The following is a 14550-nucleotide window of genomic DNA, read 5'->3' as shown; positions in this document are numbered from 1 at the left end:
ATGGCTAACACTGTCCAGGTTGACCTGCCTGCAGAGATCTTCGACGTTCAGACCAACGTGCCGCTGCTGCACCAGGTTGTCGTTGCCCAGCTCGCTGCTGCCCGCCAGGGAACCCACAAGACCAAGACCCGCGCTGAAGTTTCCGGTGCAGGACGCAAGCCGTTCAAGCAGAAGGGCACCGGCCGCGCCCGTCAGGGTTCCATCCGTGCTCCCCACATGACCGGCGGTGGCATCGTCCACGGTCCCACCCCGCGTGACTACAGCCAGCGCACCCCCAAGAAGATGATTGCTGCTGCACTGCGCGGCGCACTGTCTGACCGGGCACGCAACGGTCGCATCCACGTTGTCGCAGAACTGGTTGAAGGCACCAAGCCCTCCGCCAAGACCGCACTGGCAACGCTCCGCGGTGTGTCCGACCGCAAGAACCTGCTGGTCGTCATCGAGCGCGATAACGACGTTGCCGCACTGTCCGTGCGCAACCTCGCCGGCGTTCACGTTCTGTATGTAGACCAGCTGAACACCTACGACGTTCTCGTCTCTGATGACGTTGTCTTCACCAAGGCTGCCTACGACGCATTCGTTGCCGCTAAGGCAGCTAAGAACGAGGAGGATGCCAAGTGAGTGCAGCCACCATCAAGGATCCCCGCGACGTCGTGCTTGCACCCGTCGTGTCGGAAAAGAGCTACGGCCTGATCGACGAGGGCAAGTACACCTTCCTGGTGGACCCCCGTTCGAACAAGACCGAGATCAAGCTGGCCGTGGAGAAGATCTTCTCCGTCAAGGTCGAATCGATCAACACCATCAACCGTGCCGGTAAGCGCAAGCGCACCAAATTCGGATGGGGTACCCGCAAGAACACCAAGCGTGCGATTGTCACCCTCAAAGAAGGCACCATCGACATCTTCGGCGGTCCGCTCGCGTAGCGGAGACCACTTTAACGAGGAAATAAATTATGGGAATCCGTAAGTACAAGCCGACTACCCCGGGCCGTCGTGGCTCGAGCGTAGCGGACTTCATCGAAATTACGCGGTCGACGCCGGAAAAGTCGTTGGTACGTCCGCTGCCCAAGAAGGGCGGCCGTAACAACACCGGTAAGATCACCACCCGTCACAAGGGTGGTGGGCACAAGCGCCAGTACCGTCTGATCGACTTCCGTCGCCACGACAAGGACGGCGTCAACGCCCGCGTTGCCGAAATCGAGTACGATCCGAACCGCACGGCTCGCATCGCCCTCCTGCACTACGTTGATGGCACCAAGCGTTACATCATCGCTCCCAACAAGCTCTCCCAGGGTGACGTTGTCGAGGCAGGTGCCGGTGCTGACATCAAGCCCGGTAACAACCTGCCCCTGCTCAACATCCCGGTGGGTACCGTTATCCACGCAGTGGAACTGCGTCCGGGTGGCGGCGCCAAGATGGGCCGCTCCGCCGGCGCATCCATCCAGCTTGTTGCCAAGGAAGGCCGCTTCGCCCAGCTGCGCCTGCCTTCCGGTGAAATCCGCAACGTTGACGTGCGCTGCCGCGCAACCGTCGGCGAGGTGGGCAACGCCGAGCAGTCGAACATCAACTGGGGCAAGGCCGGCCGTATGCGGTGGAAGGGCGTCCGCCCGACCGTCCGTGGTGTTGCCATGAACCCGGTTGACCACCCGCACGGTGGTGGCGAGGGTAAGACGTCCGGTGGACGTAACCCCGTCAACCCGAACGGTAAGCGTGAAGGCCGCACCCGCCGCCCCAACAAAGAGAGCGACAAGCTTATTGTGCGTCGCCGTCGTACTGGCAAGAACAAGCGATAGGAGCCTGGACACATGCCACGCAGCCTGAAAAAAGGTCCTTTCGTTGACCAGCACCTCTTTGTGAAGGTAGCCAGGGAAAACGAAAAGGGCACCAAGAACGTCATCAAGACCTGGTCCCGCCGTTCGATGATCATCCCCGACATGCTCGGACACACGATCGCCGTACACGACGGACGCAAGCACATCCCGGTGTTTGTCACTGAGTCGATGGTCGGGCACAAGCTCGGCGAATTCGCTCCCACGCGGACATTCCGCGGCCATGTCAAGGACGACCGTAAGGGCAAGCGCCGCTAGGCGCCTGCGTTTACGTCAAAGACGAGAGAAGGAAAGCAATGGAAGCCAAGGCAATTGCGCGCCACATCCGCGTAACGCCTATGAAGGCCCGGCGCGTCGTCAACCTTGTTCGTGGATTGCAAGCGAATGAGGCTCTGGCAATTCTGAAGTTTGCCCCCCAGGCAGCTTCGGAGCCGGTATTCAAGGTAGTTCAGTCGGCAATCTCCAACGCCCGGGTCCTCGCGGACCGCGACGGCGTGGCGTTTGACGAAGGCGACCTCATCATCAGCGAAGCGTTTGTTGATGAAGGCCCGACCATGAAGCGGTTCCAGCCGCGTGCCCAGGGTCGTGCATTTCAGATCAAGAAGCGCACCAGCCACATCACCGTGGTAGTCGCTACCCCGGAGAAAGAGGAGGCTCGCTAAGTGGGACAGAAAGTAAACCCGCACGGGTTCCGACTCGGCATCACCACCGATCACGTATCGCACTGGTTCGCTGACAGCACCAAGGCAGGCCAGCGGTACAAGGACTTCGTCCGCGAAGACATCCGCATCCGCCAGCTCATGTCCACGGGCATGGAGCGCGCCGGCATCGCCAAGGTCGAGATCGAGCGCACCCGTGACCGTGTCCGCGTGGACATCCACACGGCACGTCCCGGCATCGTCATCGGCCGCCGTGGAGCAGAAGCAGACCGCATCCGCGGCGAGCTCGAAAAGCTCACCGGCAAGCAGGTCCAGCTGAACATCCTCGAGGTCAAGAACCCCGAGATGGAAGCCCAGCTTGTTGCCCAGGGCGTTGCAGAGCAGCTGACTTCCCGCGTGGCATTCCGCCGTGCGATGAAGAAGGCCATGCAGTCCGCTCAGCGTGCAGGTGCCAAGGGCATCCGTATCGCCTGCTCGGGCCGCCTGGGTGGCGCTGAAATGTCCCGCTCGGAGTTCTACCGCGAAGGCCGTGTGCCCCTGCACACCCTCCGCGCGAACATCGACTACGGCTTCTACGAAGCCAAGACCACCTTCGGCCGTATCGGCGTGAAGGTCTGGATCTACAAGGGTGACGTCACCGCCAAGGAACTGGCAGCACAGGCTGCTGCAGCTCCGTCCCGCGGTAACCGTGGCGACCGTCCCGGCCGCCCGGGTGGCGCTGACCGTGGTGACCGCCGCCGTCGCACCGACCGCCCGGCCGCTGACGCAGCTCCTGCTGCCGAAGCACCGGCAGTTGAAGCAGCACCTGCTGCTGTAGAAGGAGGACAGGCTTAAATGCTTATCCCACGTCGAGTCAAGCACCGTAAGCAGCACCACCCGGGTCGTTCCGGCGCTGCCACGGGCGGCACCGAGGTCTCGTTCGGTGAGTGGGGTATCCAGGCCCTGAGCCCGGCATACGTCACCAACCGCCAGATCGAATCTGCCCGTATTGCGATGACCCGCCACATCAAGCGTGGCGGTAAGGTCTGGATCAACATCTACCCGGACCGTCCCCTGACCAAGAAGCCGGCCGAAACCCGCATGGGTTCCGGTAAGGGTTCACCGGAATGGTGGGTCGCCAACGTCAAGCCGGGCCGGGTTCTTTTCGAACTCTCCGGTGTCAATGAAGAGGTAGCTCGCGAGGCCCTGCGCCTGGCAATCCACAAGCTGCCGTTGAAGGCACGCATTGTGCGTCGCGAAGGTGGTGAGTAGAAATGGCAGTAGGATCCAAGGATCTGGCTCCCGCACAGCTGGACGGTTTCGACAACGAGCGTCTCGTTGAAGAACTCCGCAAGGCCAAGGAAGAGCTGTTCAACCTGCGTTTCCAGTCCGCCACCGGACAGCTGGAGAACCACGGTCGCCTGCGCGCGGTAAAGAAGGACATCGCCCGCATCTACACCGTTCTCCGCGAACGCGAGCTGGGCATTCGTGCCGAGGTTGCCGCACCGGTTGTGGAAGCCAAGGAAGAGAAGAAGTCCAAGAAGGCTTCAACCAAGAAGGCCGACAAGGCTGAAAAGGCTGAGACCGAGGAGGACGCCAAGTGAGTGAAAAGGACCAGAACGTGACCGAAACTGCTACCGCAGCCAAGGCTGGGCAGCGCGGTTACCGCAAGACCCGTCGCGGCTACGTGGTCTCTGACAAGATGGAAAAGACCATCGTCGTCGAGGTTGAAGACCGCGTGAAGCACGCACTGTACGGCAAGGTCATCCGCCGCACTTCCAAGGTCAAGGCACACGACGAAGAGAACACCGCCGGCATCGGCGACCTCGTAGTCATCGCCGAGACCCGTCCGCTGTCCGCCACCAAGAACTGGCGGCTCGTGGAAATCCTCGAGAAGGCCAAGTAGCACCTGCTGCTTAGCTGTTGCCCCTGCTCCCTCCCGGGAGCGGGGGCTTCCTCGTTTAACGGGCAGCGGGCGTGGCCGTCCGTCCCACACAGACGCCCCATCACTTCCTGCATCTTTTCCCGAAGCGCCCCATCAGTTCCTGCACGCTTTGCGGAAACGCCACAACACTTGCCGAAACGTACCAGCGGGAGGTGATGGCGCGTTGGAGGATTTCCTGCAGGTAGTGATGGGGCGTAGTGGACTGCCGGACGACGGCGGCGCCTGGACTGGCGGGGGAGTGGCACCTTTGGTGGGCCGAAAGGCTGCCCTGCGTGACGCCGTCGTCCGTCTTGCGGGGTGGTGGGCGGTGGTGATATGGGGACCGGCGGAAAACGTGCTAGGATATTGAGTTTGTATGGCGCCTTTCGCGCGCCGTCATCAACCTCGTAAACAAGCGTGCCACAGCATAGTGCCCCTGTGCGCCCGGGATCCGTCCCGGACCGGATGGGAGCAACTGCTTCTGGCACGGGCGTTTAGGCCTGGTCTGGCAAAATCCAGGCAGGTCAAGAGACACCCCGATCAACCGTTCCGCAAGGCTCATTCCGTAGCAAGATCACGGCCTGAGAACCGGCGCGACGCAAGGAGTAAATAGTGATTCAGCAGGAGTCGCGACTCAAGGTCGCCGACAACACGGGTGCTAAGGAAATCCTTACCATTCGCGTTCTCGGTGGATCCGGCCGTCGCTACGCAGGCATCGGTGACGTCATTGTCGCCACCGTCAAGGATGCAATCCCGGGCGGCAACGTAAAGAAGGGCGATGTGGTCAAGGCCGTCATCGTCCGTACCAAGAAGGAACGCCGCCGTGCGGATGGTTCCTACATCAAGTTTGACGAGAACGCAGCTGTGATCCTGAAGAACGACGGTGACCCCCGCGGTACCCGTATCTTCGGACCGGTTGGTCGTGAACTGCGTGACAAGAAGTTCATGAAGATCGTTTCTCTGGCTCCGGAGGTGCTCTAGTCCATGGCTGCAAAGATCAAGAAGGGTGACCTGGTTCAGGTCATCACTGGCGCCAAGGCTGAGCGCGGCGGCGACCGCGGCAAGCAGGGCAAGGTTCTGCGCGTATTCACCGACACCAACCGCGTGCTGGTTGAGGGTATCAATCGCGTCACCAAGCACACCCGGGTTGGACAGTCGCAGCGCGGCACCAAGACCGGTGGCATCGAGGTCGTTGAGGCCCCGATCCACATTTCCAACGTGGCCCTGGTTGACCCGTCGACCAAGAAGCCGACCCGCGTGGGCTTCCGCCTCGACACGGTGGAGAAGAACGGTGTCAAGAAGACCGTCCGCATCCGCGTGTCCAAGAGCTCCGGGAAGGACATCTAATGACTGAGACTCTCGAGACTCCGGCAACGAAGATCGTTCCTCGTCTGAAGACCAAGTACGCCGAATCCATCAAGGCAACGCTCCAGGATGAATTCAAGTACGAGAACGTGAACCAGGTACCCCGCCTGGTGAAGGTTGTTGTGAACATGGGTGTTGGAGATGCCGCCAAGGACTCCAAGCTGATCGACGGCGCTGTCCGCGACCTCACCCAGATCACCGGCCAGAAGCCGCAGGTTACCAAGGCCCGCAAGTCGATCGCACAGTTCAAGCTGCGCGAAGGCATGCCCATCGGTGCACACGCAACCCTGCGTGGCGACCGCATGTGGGAATTCGTGGACCGCCTGGTCACCCTGGCCCTGCCCCGTATCCGCGACTTCCGCGGCCTCAGCGGCAAGCAGTTCGATGGCAACGGCAACTACACCTTCGGTCTGACCGAGCAGGTTATGTTCCACGAAATCGACCAGGACAAGATCGACCGCGTCCGCGGTATGGACATCACGGTTGTGACCACCGCCAAGACCGATGACGAAGGCCGCGCGCTGCTCAAGGCGCTTGGTTTCCCGTTCAAAACCGAAGCTTAATTAACTACGTAAAAGGTCCGGCCGCTCCGCTCCATCAAGGAGGGAACGGCGGAAACCGTTACGAGGAAGGGCATGAGCCCACATGACAATGACAGATCCTGTCGCAGATATGCTTACGCGCCTGCGTAACGCAAACTCGGCATACCACGACTCCGTGTCTATGCCTTACAGCAAGCTCAAGGCACGCGTTGCCGACATCCTCAAGGCCGAAGGTTTCATCGCCGGCTGGAAGGAAGAGGACGCTGAGGTTGGCAAGAAGCTGACCCTCGAACTCAAGTTCGGTCCGAACCGCGAGCGTTCCATCGCCGGTGTACGCCGCATCTCCAAGCCGGGTCTCCGCGTTTACGCGAAGTCCACCAACCTGCCTCACGTGCTCGGTGGCCTGGGTATCGCAATCCTGTCCACCTCTTCCGGCCTCCTGACTGACAAGCAGGCCGGCAAGAAGGGCGTGGGCGGCGAAGTCCTCGCGTACGTCTGGTAACGGGAAAGGAAGAGAATAATGTCACGTATTGGACGTCTCCCCATCACCGTTCCTGCCGGCGTTGAGGTCAAGGTTGACGGCTCTGTCGTCAGCGTCAAGGGTTCCAAGGGGGAGCTGACCCACACTGTGGCCAGCCCCATCGAGGTTGCCCTGGACGAGAACACCCTGACCGTCAGCCGCCCGAACGACGAGCGCGCCTCCCGTTCGCTCCACGGCCTGACCCGCACCCTGATCGCCAACATGATCCAGGGCGTCACCGCAGGCTACGAGAAGAAGCTTGAAATCGTCGGTACCGGTTACCGCGTTCAGGCCAAGGGATCTGACCTTGAGTTCGCTCTCGGCTACAGCCACCCGGTCAGCGTTTCCGCTCCGGCCGGCATCACCTTTGCAGTAGAGGGACCGACCAAGCTCTCTGTCTCAGGTATCAATAAGCAGCAGGTCGGCGAAGTTGCTGCCAACATTCGTAAGCTGCGGAAGCCGGACCCCTACAAGGGCAAGGGCATCCGTTACGCCGGCGAAGTCATCCGCCGCAAGGTCGGAAAGGCTGGTAAGTAACCATGGCCATCTCCATTAACAAGAAGCGTACGAACAAGAGCAAGGCTGCTGCCCGCAGCCGCCGCCAGCTTCGTATCCGCAAGCGCATTGCCGGTACGGCTGCCCGCCCCCGCCTGGTGGTCAACCGCTCCGCACGCCACGTATTTGTCCAGGTTGTCGATGACAGCATTGGCCAGACCGTAGCAAGCGCGTCCACCCTGGAAGCTGACCTCCGTGCATTCGACGGTGACAAGACTGCCAAGGCCAAGCGCGTCGGCGAGCTCGTTGCCGAACGTGCCAAGGCTGCCGGCGTCGAGGCTGTCGTGTTCGACCGTGGTGGTAACAAGTACCACGGCCGCATTGCCGCCGTCGCTGACGGTGCACGCGAAGGTGGGCTGTCACTGTGACCGAAGCAAACAAGGAAAAGGACACTGTGTCTGCAGATCAGAAGGCGCCCGAAGCCGCAGCTGCTGAGACCACTGCCCCCGCTGCCGAGGACCGCCGTGGTGGCGCCCGTCGCGGCGAGCGTGGCGACCGCGGCCAGGGCCGCGGCGACCGCGGTGGCCGTGGCGGCCGCGACGGTGGCCGTGAAGCCGAGAAGAACCAGTTCGTAGAGCGCGTTGTCACCATCAACCGCGTTTCCAAGGTCGTCAAGGGTGGTCGTCGCTTCAGCTTCACCGCACTCGTCGTCGTTGGTGACGGTAACGGCATGGTCGGCGTGGGCTACGGCAAGGCCAAGGAAGTTCCCGCTGCTATCGCCAAGGGCGTTGAAGAGGCCAAGAAGTCCTTCTTCCGCGTTCCCCGCGTTGGCAGCACCATCCCGCACCGCGTTCAGGGTGAAGCCGCTGCAGGCGTTGTAATGCTGCGTCCGGCCTCCGCCGGTACCGGTGTTATCGCCGGTGGTCCGGTCCGTGCCGTACTGGAGTGCGTGGGTATCCACGACATCCTCTCCAAGTCGCTCGGTTCCTCCAACGCCATCAACATCGTTCACGCGACTGTTGATGCCCTGAAGCGCCTCGAAGAGCCGGCAGCAGTGGCAGCACGCCGCGGCCTGCCCCTCGACGAGATCGCTCCGGCGGCACTGGTGAAGGCCCTCCTCGCCCCTAAGGCAGGTGTTTAGTCATGGCTAAGAACCTGGTCCCCTCCGACGCTCAGTTGGAGATCACTCAGATCAAGTCCGCCATTGGCGGCAAGCAGAACCAGCGCGACACCCTTCGGTCCCTCGGCCTGAAGCGGATCGGACACACCGTTGTCCGCACCGCCGATGCCGTGACCGTTGGAATGCTCAACACGGTTCCGCACCTGGTAAAGGTAGAGGAGGCGAAGTAAATGGCAGAGAACACTGCTGATAAGGCACAGGCTGCTGAGAAGCAGAACGCCCTGAAGGTTCACCACCTGCGTCCCGCGCCGGGTGCCAAGACCGCCAAGACCCGTGTTGGTCGTGGTGAGGCATCCAAGGGTAAGACTGCCGGCCGTGGTACCAAGGGTACGGCTGCCCGCTACCAGGTGAAGGCTGGCTTTGCCGGCGGCCAGTTGCCGCTGCACATGCGCCTGCCGAAGCTGCGTGGCTTCAAGAACCCGTTCCGGGTTGAGTTCCAGGTTGTAAACCTGGACAAGCTCAACGAGCTGTTCCCGGAAGGTGGCGCAGTCACCGTGGAGAACCTGGTCGAAAAGGGCGCAGTTCGCAAGAACCAGCCCGTCAAGGTGCTGGGCACCGGCGACATCACCGTCAAGGTTGACGTCACCGCCCACGCATTCTCGGCCAGTGCCGCTGAAAAGATTGCTGCAGCAGGCGGAAGCACCACCGCCCTCTAAGGGACGGCGCCAGCTGTTGAACTCCCGGTATCCGCGGGCTTCGGCCCCGGATACTGGGAGTTTTTCACATCCGCCGGGCGATATTTTCCTGCCATCCGGCGCATGCGCGCTGGCACGGATTGTTCGCACGGCACATTCAACCGTTAGACTCGGTTGTCGGGATTTATCAAGTTCCGCACCCCCACTCTTATTGACACCACAGGAGGACGCTTGCTTAGCGCATTTGGCCGGGCCTTTCGCACGCCTGATCTGCGACGCAAGTTGTTGTTCACGCTGGGAATCATCACCATATTCCGCTTGGGTGCTTTCATTCCCTCGCCAGGTGTGAACTACCAGAATGTCCAGCAATGCTTGCAAAACGGTCAGACCGCCGGCGGGCTGTACCAGCTCGTTAACCTCTTCAGCGGCGGTGCGCTGCTCCAGGTGTCCATCTTCGCCCTGGGCATCATGCCCTACATCACGGCCAGCATCATCGTCCAGCTGCTCCGGGTGGTCATTCCCCGGTTCCAGCAGCTTTACGACGAGGGCGCGTCGGGACAGTCCAAGCTGACCCAGTACACCCGCTACCTCACCATCGCGCTGGGCCTGCTCAACGCCACCACGCTGGTGTCCCTGGCCCGCTCCGGGCAGCTGCTTCCCGGCTGCCAGCTGCCGGTGATCCCGGACAACAGCATCATCACCACCATCCTGATCATCATCACACTGACGGCCGGCACCGGCCTGATCATGTGGATGGGTGAGCTCGTCACCGAGAAGGGCGTGGGCAACGGCATGTCGCTGCTCATCTTCACGTCCATCGCTGCGCAGTTCCCCACCTCGCTGGGTGCCATCTGGACCTCGCAGGGCCCCGGGACCTTCTTCATTGTCCTGGCCGTTGGCCTGCTCACCGTCGCGCTGGTGGTCTTCGTGGAACAGTCCCAGCGGCGCGTTCCGGTCCAGTACGCCAAACGTATGATCGGCCGGCGCACCGTGGGCGGCACCAGCACCTACATTCCCATCAAGGTGAACATGGCCGGTGTCATTCCGGTGATCTTCGCCTCCTCCATGCTCTACATTCCCGGGCTGATCGCACAGTTCAACCAGCCCCGGAACGGCGAGTCGATGCAACCGTGGGTTGAATGGATCAACAACAACCTCACCCGCGGTGACCACCCGATCTATATGGCGGTTTACATCGTCCTGATCGTGTTCTTCACCTACTTCTACGTCGCGATTACCTTCAACCCTGAAGAAGTCTCAGACAACATGAAGAAGTACGGCGGCTTCATCCCAGGTATCCGCGCCGGCAGGCCGACCGCTGATTACCTGCAGTACGTGCTCTCTCGGATCACCCTGCCCGGCGCCCTCTACCTGGGCTTCGTGGCGCTGATCCCGTTGGTTGCACTGGTACTGATCAACGCAAACCAGAACTTCCCGTTCGGTGGCACCTCGATCCTGATCATGGTGGGCGTTGGGTTGGAGACCGTAAAGCAAATTGATGCGCAGCTACAACAACGTCACTACGAAGGGCTTTTGCGATGACGAGAATGCTGATTATTGGACCTCCCGGTTCCGGAAAAGGAACGCAGGCGGAGCGGATCTCAGAGCGCCTCGGCGTTGTGGCCATCTCCACCGGTGACATCTTCCGGGCCAACGTGAAGGGTGAAACCCCTCTGGGCATCGAGGCCAAGAAGTACATGGACAACGGTGACTTTGTTCCGGACAGCGTGACCAACAAGATGGTCCGCGACCGCCTGGGCGAGTCCGACGTCGAGAACGGCTTCCTGCTTGACGGCTACCCGCGCACCACCGCGCAGGTGGACTACCTGGACGAGATCCTCGCCGACGGCGACGAGAAGCTCGACGTGGTCCTGCAGCTGACCGCCGATGACGAGGAACTGGTCCACCGCCTCCTGGGCCGGGCCAAGGAAACGGGCCGGAGCGACGACAACGAAGCCGTCATCCGCCACCGCCTTGACCTGTACCACGAGCAGACCGAAGCCGTGGTGGCAAAGTACGCCGAGCGCGGCATCCTCACCCAGGTTGACGGGATCGGTCCCATCGACGAAGTCACCAACCGCGTCATGCAGGCCATCAAGGCCGCACAGGCAGCCTGACCCCAGGCGCCCGGTTTATCGAGGCTCCTCCCGGCATCCGGGAGGAGCCTCAGCCATTTGAAAGGACACACCATGGCCTTCGGCCAGCCCCGCATCGAATTCAAGAACAACGCCCAGATGCGCACCATGCATGAGGCCGGCCTGGTCCTCAGCCGTGCACTGGATGCCGCCGTTGCCGCCGCGGTGCCGGGGGTCACCACCAAGCACCTGGATGACGTCTTCGCCGCAGTCCTCAACGAGGCAGGTGCCAAGTCCAACTTCCTGGGCTACCACGGCTTCCCCGCTACCATCTGTACGTCCGTCAATGAGGAAGTGGTGCACGGCATCCCCGGCAGCCGCGTCCTGCAGGACGGCGACATCATCTCCATCGACGGCGGCGCGATCGTCAACGGCTGGCATTCGGACTCCGCCCGCACTGTGATCGTGGGAAACGCGGACCCCGAGGACCAGCGGCTGTCCGACGTCACCCATGCAGCGATGTGGCGGGGGATCGCGGCACTGGCAACCGGCACGCATGTGGGAGACATCGGAGCCGCCATCGACGACTACGTTTCATCTGTGCCGGGCAAACCGCTGGGCATCCTGGAGGACTACGTGGGCCACGGCATCGGCTCCGAGATGCACATGGCACCGGACGTCCTGAACTACCGCACCAGCCACCGCGGGCCCAAGATCAAACCGGGCCTGTGCCTGGCCATCGAGCCCATGCTGGTCCGCGGCAGCATTGACACGGCAGTCCTGGATGACGACTGGACGGTGGTCACCACCGACGCCAAGCGTTCCTGCCAGTGGGAGCACTCCGTGGCCGTGCACGAAAAAGGCATCTGGGTGCTTTCAGCTCCCGACGGCGGCGCGGAGCACCTGTTGCCCCTCGGCGTCACCCCCGTGCCGATCCCGTAGGCGACGCGCCGATTCCGTAAGCGACGCGCGCCTTCAGGCACGACACGCAAAAGCCCTGGCGACACCTGTAAGTGGGTGTCGCCAGGGCTTTTGCGCGTCGGCCAGGTGCTACGACTTCAGTTTCGGCTTCACGTCGCGGTCGTAGATGCTCTGCAGCGTGTTCTTCAGGTCCGTCATGGTGGACTTGACGTCGCCCTGCTGGGTGAGGATCTTGGCGGCGGCCTTGGCCATTTCCTGGTCGGCGCCCGGCAGGAACACCCGGGCGTTGTCCTGGACTTTGGTCACCGCCAGCTGGTCCATGGCGGTCTTGATCTGTGGCGTCTTGGCCAGGACGGCCGCCATGTCCGCGGACTTGCGGGTGGGCATGTAGCCGGTGGCTGCCGAGAACTCCGCCGTGCTCTCCGGCTGGGTGACGAAGTCCAGGAACTTGCCGGCGGCCAGCTGTTCCTCCTTGGTGATCCCGCTGGGGATGCCCAGCCCGGCGCCGCCCGTGGGGCACACGTTCGACTGGGATTTGGGACCGCCCGGCAGGAAGCCAACACCAACGTTGAACTTGGCCGACTTCAGGATCCCCAGCAGCGAACCGGTGGACGAAATGGTGGTGGAGGTCAGCCCGGCCGAGAAGTCATCCGCCGCTTCCTTGGACGAAACACCGGCCCACTTGTCCTTGTAGATGGAGTCCTGCGCCCACTGCAGGGCCGCCACGGAATCGGTGGAGTCGCACGTGATGTTCCATTCCTTGGACCAGCCGCCGCCCCAGCCCCACAGCATGTTCTGCAGCGTCCAGCCCGCGTACCCGGCGAGTGCGGGGTAGATATAGGCGTACTGCGCGCCCGAGCTTGCCTTCAGCTTGGGTGCCCACTGACTGAACTCGTCCCAGGTCTTCGGGGCACGGTCGGGAATTCCAGCCGCCGCAAAGTGGTCCTTGTTGTAGTAGAACAGCGGCGTTGACCGGCCGTAGGGCAGTGCCCACTGCTTTCCGTCGTATTTGTAGTCATTGACCAGCGACTGCTGGAAGTCGTCCATCTTCATGTCCAGCTGCTTGATAAGGCCGTCAACCGGAATGATGCTGCCGTTGGTGTAGTAGCGGAACCACCAGACATCGGACAGGACCACCACGCCCGGCAGGCCCGACTTAGCGGCCTGGGCGGTCTGGAACTTCTGGGCAATTTCCTCGTAGTTGGCACCGGCGGTGACCAGGTTGACGGTGATGTCCGGGTTCTTGGCGTGGAATTTGTCGATCAGGCTCTTCTCCACCTCCTGGGACTGGCCAGGGTGGCTGGACCAGAAGTCGATCTTGGCGGCGGGCTTCACGCCGTTGAAGTCGATCTCGGCTGCCTGGGAGGTAGCCTGGCCGCCGCCGGTTGTTGATGGTCCGCCGCATGCGGCCAGGGCAGCTGCAGAGGCGGATACCCCTGCCAGGCCCAGGAAATGCCTCCGGTCCAGGTGCAGTGTCATGACGGTTCCTTTCGGTTGTTGCCTTGGTAAAGGTTGGAAAGTACGACGGCGGCCGGCAGCTTAGCCGGTTACGCTGCCCTGGGTGAGGCCCGCAACGATGTAGCGCTGGAGGGCCGCGAAGATGATCAGGATGGGAACGATGACCAGGACCGCCCCGGCCATGAGGACGCCCCAGCCGGCGGCGTTGCTTTCGTTGTTCTGCAGCAGGGTGAGACCCACGGGCAGGGTCATGGTTTCGGGGCGGTCCGTGATGATGAGGGGCCAGATGTAGTCATTCCATTCGGTCACGATCGTCACCAGCGCCACGGTGGCGATGGACGGGACCGAGACGGGAACCACGATCTGCCAGAGCCGGCGCCAGTGGCCGGCACCGTCCACCTCGGCCGATTCCAGGATGGAGGCGGGAAGCGTGCGGAAGTGCTGGCGGAGCAGGAACGTTCCGAACGCGGTGCCAAGGCCGGGGAGGATGATGCCCCACAGCGTGTTCTTCCCGCCGATGCCGGCGATCAGGATGAAGTTGGGCAGGATGGACACCTGCGGCGGCACCATGAGGGCCACCAGGATCAGCAGGAAGATGAAGTTCCGGAACGGGAAGCGGACAAACACCAGGGCATAGGCCGTCAGGATCGCCAGCAGCACCTTGATGGTGGCCCCGGCCAGGGTAACGATGGTGCTGTTCAGGAAGAACTGCCCAAACGGCACCGTGGTCATGGCGGTCCGGTAGTTCTGCAGGTCCAGGCTTTCAGGGAGGATCTTCAGGTCCGTGGTGACGATCTCGCCGGACGTCTTGAAGGAGCTCAGGACCATCCACAGGAGGGGCAGGAACACCACCAGGGTGGCCACGAGCAGCGGCAGGTAGCCGGCCACCACGGTCCGGATGAGGTTGCGGCGGGAGAACGGCCGGTCACGGTGGAGGCTTGGCTCCGGTCCGGCAATGGCGGGAGCTGC

At 62.3% G+C, this 14550-nt stretch carries 23 protein-coding genes; 21 read left to right on the top strand and 2 right to left on the bottom strand.

What is annotated here, in order from left to right:
- The 21 genes from rplD to map all read left to right on the top strand — a co-directional run bounded on the left by rplD (position 1) and on the right by map (position 12144).
- Positions 1–621: a 50S ribosomal protein L4 gene (gene rplD, locus LDO14_RS14495; protein WP_018769134.1), complete on the top strand. Its 621-nt coding sequence runs from the start codon at positions 1–3 to the stop codon at positions 619–621.
- A complete protein-coding gene (gene rplW / locus LDO14_RS14490) occupies positions 618–923 on the top strand; it encodes a 50S ribosomal protein L23 (protein ID WP_011692807.1) in 306 nt (101 codons plus the stop codon). Before rplD ends, rplW begins: the two co-directional genes overlap by 4 nt.
- Positions 924–952: 29 nt before the next feature.
- Positions 953–1792: a 50S ribosomal protein L2 gene (rplB, locus tag LDO14_RS14485; protein WP_026264302.1), complete on the top strand. Its 840-nt coding sequence runs from the start codon at positions 953–955 to the stop codon at positions 1790–1792.
- Positions 1793–1804: 12 nt separating this feature from the next.
- A complete protein-coding gene (gene rpsS, locus LDO14_RS14480; protein ID WP_003803803.1) occupies positions 1805–2086 on the top strand; it encodes a 30S ribosomal protein S19 in 282 nt (93 codons plus the stop codon).
- 38 nt (positions 2087–2124) lie between these two features.
- Positions 2125–2490, top strand: a complete 366-nt coding sequence (gene rplV / locus LDO14_RS14475; protein ID WP_009358304.1) for a 50S ribosomal protein L22 — start codon at positions 2125–2127, stop codon at positions 2488–2490.
- Positions 2491–3321, top strand: coding sequence for a 30S ribosomal protein S3 (rpsC, locus tag LDO14_RS14470; RefSeq protein ID WP_018769135.1), 831 nt, complete (start codon positions 2491–2493; stop codon positions 3319–3321).
- Entirely contained in the window at positions 3322–3738 is a 417-nt protein-coding gene (gene rplP / locus LDO14_RS14465; protein WP_015937848.1) for a 50S ribosomal protein L16, read from the top strand.
- A gap of 2 nt (positions 3739–3740) precedes the next feature.
- Positions 3741–4070 (top strand): 50S ribosomal protein L29, encoded by a 330-nt coding sequence (rpmC, locus tag LDO14_RS21635; RefSeq protein ID WP_018769136.1) that lies wholly within the window; start codon positions 3741–3743, stop codon positions 4068–4070.
- Positions 4067–4372 (top strand): 30S ribosomal protein S17, encoded by a 306-nt coding sequence (gene rpsQ, locus LDO14_RS14455; protein WP_018769137.1) that lies wholly within the window; start codon positions 4067–4069, stop codon positions 4370–4372. Before rpmC ends, rpsQ begins: the two co-directional genes overlap by 4 nt.
- Positions 4373–5002: 630 nt before the next feature.
- Entirely contained in the window at positions 5003–5371 is a 369-nt protein-coding gene (gene rplN, locus LDO14_RS14450; protein ID WP_003803789.1) for a 50S ribosomal protein L14, read from the top strand.
- A gap of 3 nt (positions 5372–5374) precedes the next feature.
- Complete coding sequence (gene rplX / locus LDO14_RS14445; RefSeq protein WP_015937845.1) at positions 5375–5737, top strand: 50S ribosomal protein L24; 363 nt, start codon at positions 5375–5377, stop codon at positions 5735–5737.
- Positions 5737–6318 (top strand): 50S ribosomal protein L5, encoded by a 582-nt coding sequence (gene rplE, locus LDO14_RS14440; protein WP_018769138.1) that lies wholly within the window; start codon positions 5737–5739, stop codon positions 6316–6318. Before rplX ends, rplE begins: the two co-directional genes overlap by 1 nt.
- 82 nt (positions 6319–6400) lie before the next feature.
- Positions 6401–6799 (top strand): 30S ribosomal protein S8, encoded by a 399-nt coding sequence (gene rpsH, locus LDO14_RS14435; protein WP_018769139.1) that lies wholly within the window; start codon positions 6401–6403, stop codon positions 6797–6799.
- 18 nt (positions 6800–6817) lie between these two features.
- Positions 6818–7354 (top strand): 50S ribosomal protein L6, encoded by a 537-nt coding sequence (gene rplF / locus LDO14_RS14430; protein ID WP_018769140.1) that lies wholly within the window; start codon positions 6818–6820, stop codon positions 7352–7354.
- Between the two features lie 2 nt (positions 7355–7356).
- Positions 7357–7740, top strand: a complete 384-nt coding sequence (rplR, locus tag LDO14_RS14425) for a 50S ribosomal protein L18 (protein ID WP_018769141.1) — start codon at positions 7357–7359, stop codon at positions 7738–7740.
- Positions 7737–8453: a 30S ribosomal protein S5 gene (rpsE, locus tag LDO14_RS14420; protein WP_018769142.1), complete on the top strand. Its 717-nt coding sequence runs from the start codon at positions 7737–7739 to the stop codon at positions 8451–8453. The genes rplR and rpsE overlap by 4 nt, the downstream gene beginning before the upstream one ends.
- 2 nt (positions 8454–8455) lie before the next feature.
- Positions 8456–8662: a 50S ribosomal protein L30 gene (gene rpmD / locus LDO14_RS14415; protein WP_009358731.1), complete on the top strand. Its 207-nt coding sequence runs from the start codon at positions 8456–8458 to the stop codon at positions 8660–8662.
- Positions 8663–9148 carry a 50S ribosomal protein L15 gene (rplO, locus tag LDO14_RS14410; protein WP_013601817.1) on the top strand — a complete coding sequence of 162 codons (486 nt, stop codon included), beginning with the start codon at positions 8663–8665 and terminating at the stop codon, positions 9146–9148. It abuts the gene before it with no gap.
- Between the two features lie 210 nt (positions 9149–9358).
- Entirely contained in the window at positions 9359–10669 is a 1311-nt protein-coding gene (secY, locus tag LDO14_RS14405; RefSeq protein WP_223992287.1) for a preprotein translocase subunit SecY, read from the top strand.
- A gap of 5 nt (positions 10670–10674) precedes the next feature.
- Positions 10675–11244, top strand: coding sequence for an adenylate kinase (locus LDO14_RS14400; protein WP_018760442.1), 570 nt, complete (start codon positions 10675–10677; stop codon positions 11242–11244).
- Positions 11245–11316: 72 nt separating this feature from the next.
- On the top strand, positions 11317–12144 hold the full coding sequence (map, locus tag LDO14_RS14395) for a type I methionyl aminopeptidase (protein WP_018769144.1): 828 nt from the start codon (positions 11317–11319) through the stop codon (positions 12142–12144).
- Between the two features lie 108 nt (positions 12145–12252).
- Here map and LDO14_RS14390 read toward each other — a convergent pair whose 3' ends face one another.
- A complete protein-coding gene (locus LDO14_RS14390; protein ID WP_018769145.1) occupies positions 12253–13602 on the bottom strand; it encodes an ABC transporter substrate-binding protein in 1350 nt (449 codons plus the stop codon).
- Positions 13603–13662: 60 nt separating this feature from the next.
- Positions 13663–14538 carry a carbohydrate ABC transporter permease gene (locus LDO14_RS14385; protein ID WP_223995246.1) on the bottom strand — a complete coding sequence of 292 codons (876 nt, stop codon included), beginning with the start codon at positions 14536–14538 and terminating at the stop codon, positions 13663–13665.
- Positions 14539–14550 lie beyond the last annotated feature (12 nt).

Origin of the sequence: Arthrobacter sp. NicSoilB11, assembly GCF_019977375.1 — a bacterium.
Taxonomy (GTDB): domain Bacteria; phylum Actinomycetota; class Actinomycetes; order Actinomycetales; family Micrococcaceae; genus Arthrobacter.
Note: the sequence above shows the minus strand (reverse complement) of the source record. Positions and strands in the feature narration are given on the sequence as shown.

What these genes read in the sequence shown, in the direction of transcription:
- rpmD (WP_009358731.1), top strand. Translation starts at nt 8,456, where the DNA reads ATGGCTAAGAACCTGGTCCCCTCCGACGCTCAGTTGGAGATCACTCAG.
- rplB (WP_026264302.1), top strand. Translation starts at nt 953, where the DNA reads ATGGGAATCCGTAAGTACAAGCCGACTACCCCGGGCCGTCGTGGCTCG.
- map (WP_018769144.1), top strand. Translation starts at nt 11,317, where the DNA reads ATGGCCTTCGGCCAGCCCCGCATCGAATTCAAGAACAACGCCCAGATG.
- rpmC (WP_018769136.1), top strand. Translation starts at nt 3,741, where the DNA reads ATGGCAGTAGGATCCAAGGATCTGGCTCCCGCACAGCTGGACGGTTTC.
- LDO14_RS14390 (WP_018769145.1), bottom strand. Translation starts at nt 13,602, where the DNA reads ATGACACTGCACCTGGACCGGAGGCATTTCCTGGGCCTGGCAGGGGTA.
- rplV (WP_009358304.1), top strand. Translation starts at nt 2,125, where the DNA reads ATGGAAGCCAAGGCAATTGCGCGCCACATCCGCGTAACGCCTATGAAG.
- rplF (WP_018769140.1), top strand. Translation starts at nt 6,818, where the DNA reads ATGTCACGTATTGGACGTCTCCCCATCACCGTTCCTGCCGGCGTTGAG.
- rplR (WP_018769141.1), top strand. Translation starts at nt 7,357, where the DNA reads ATGGCCATCTCCATTAACAAGAAGCGTACGAACAAGAGCAAGGCTGCT.
- LDO14_RS14400 (WP_018760442.1), top strand. Translation starts at nt 10,675, where the DNA reads ATGCTGATTATTGGACCTCCCGGTTCCGGAAAAGGAACGCAGGCGGAG.
- rpsH (WP_018769139.1), top strand. Translation starts at nt 6,401, where the DNA reads ATGACAATGACAGATCCTGTCGCAGATATGCTTACGCGCCTGCGTAAC.
- rplD (WP_018769134.1), top strand. Translation starts at nt 1, where the DNA reads ATGGCTAACACTGTCCAGGTTGACCTGCCTGCAGAGATCTTCGACGTT.
- rpsS (WP_003803803.1), top strand. Translation starts at nt 1,805, where the DNA reads ATGCCACGCAGCCTGAAAAAAGGTCCTTTCGTTGACCAGCACCTCTTT.
- rplO (WP_013601817.1), top strand. Translation starts at nt 8,663, where the DNA reads ATGGCAGAGAACACTGCTGATAAGGCACAGGCTGCTGAGAAGCAGAAC.
- rplP (WP_015937848.1), top strand. Translation starts at nt 3,322, where the DNA reads ATGCTTATCCCACGTCGAGTCAAGCACCGTAAGCAGCACCACCCGGGT.
- rplX (WP_015937845.1), top strand. Translation starts at nt 5,375, where the DNA reads ATGGCTGCAAAGATCAAGAAGGGTGACCTGGTTCAGGTCATCACTGGC.
- rplE (WP_018769138.1), top strand. Translation starts at nt 5,737, where the DNA reads ATGACTGAGACTCTCGAGACTCCGGCAACGAAGATCGTTCCTCGTCTG.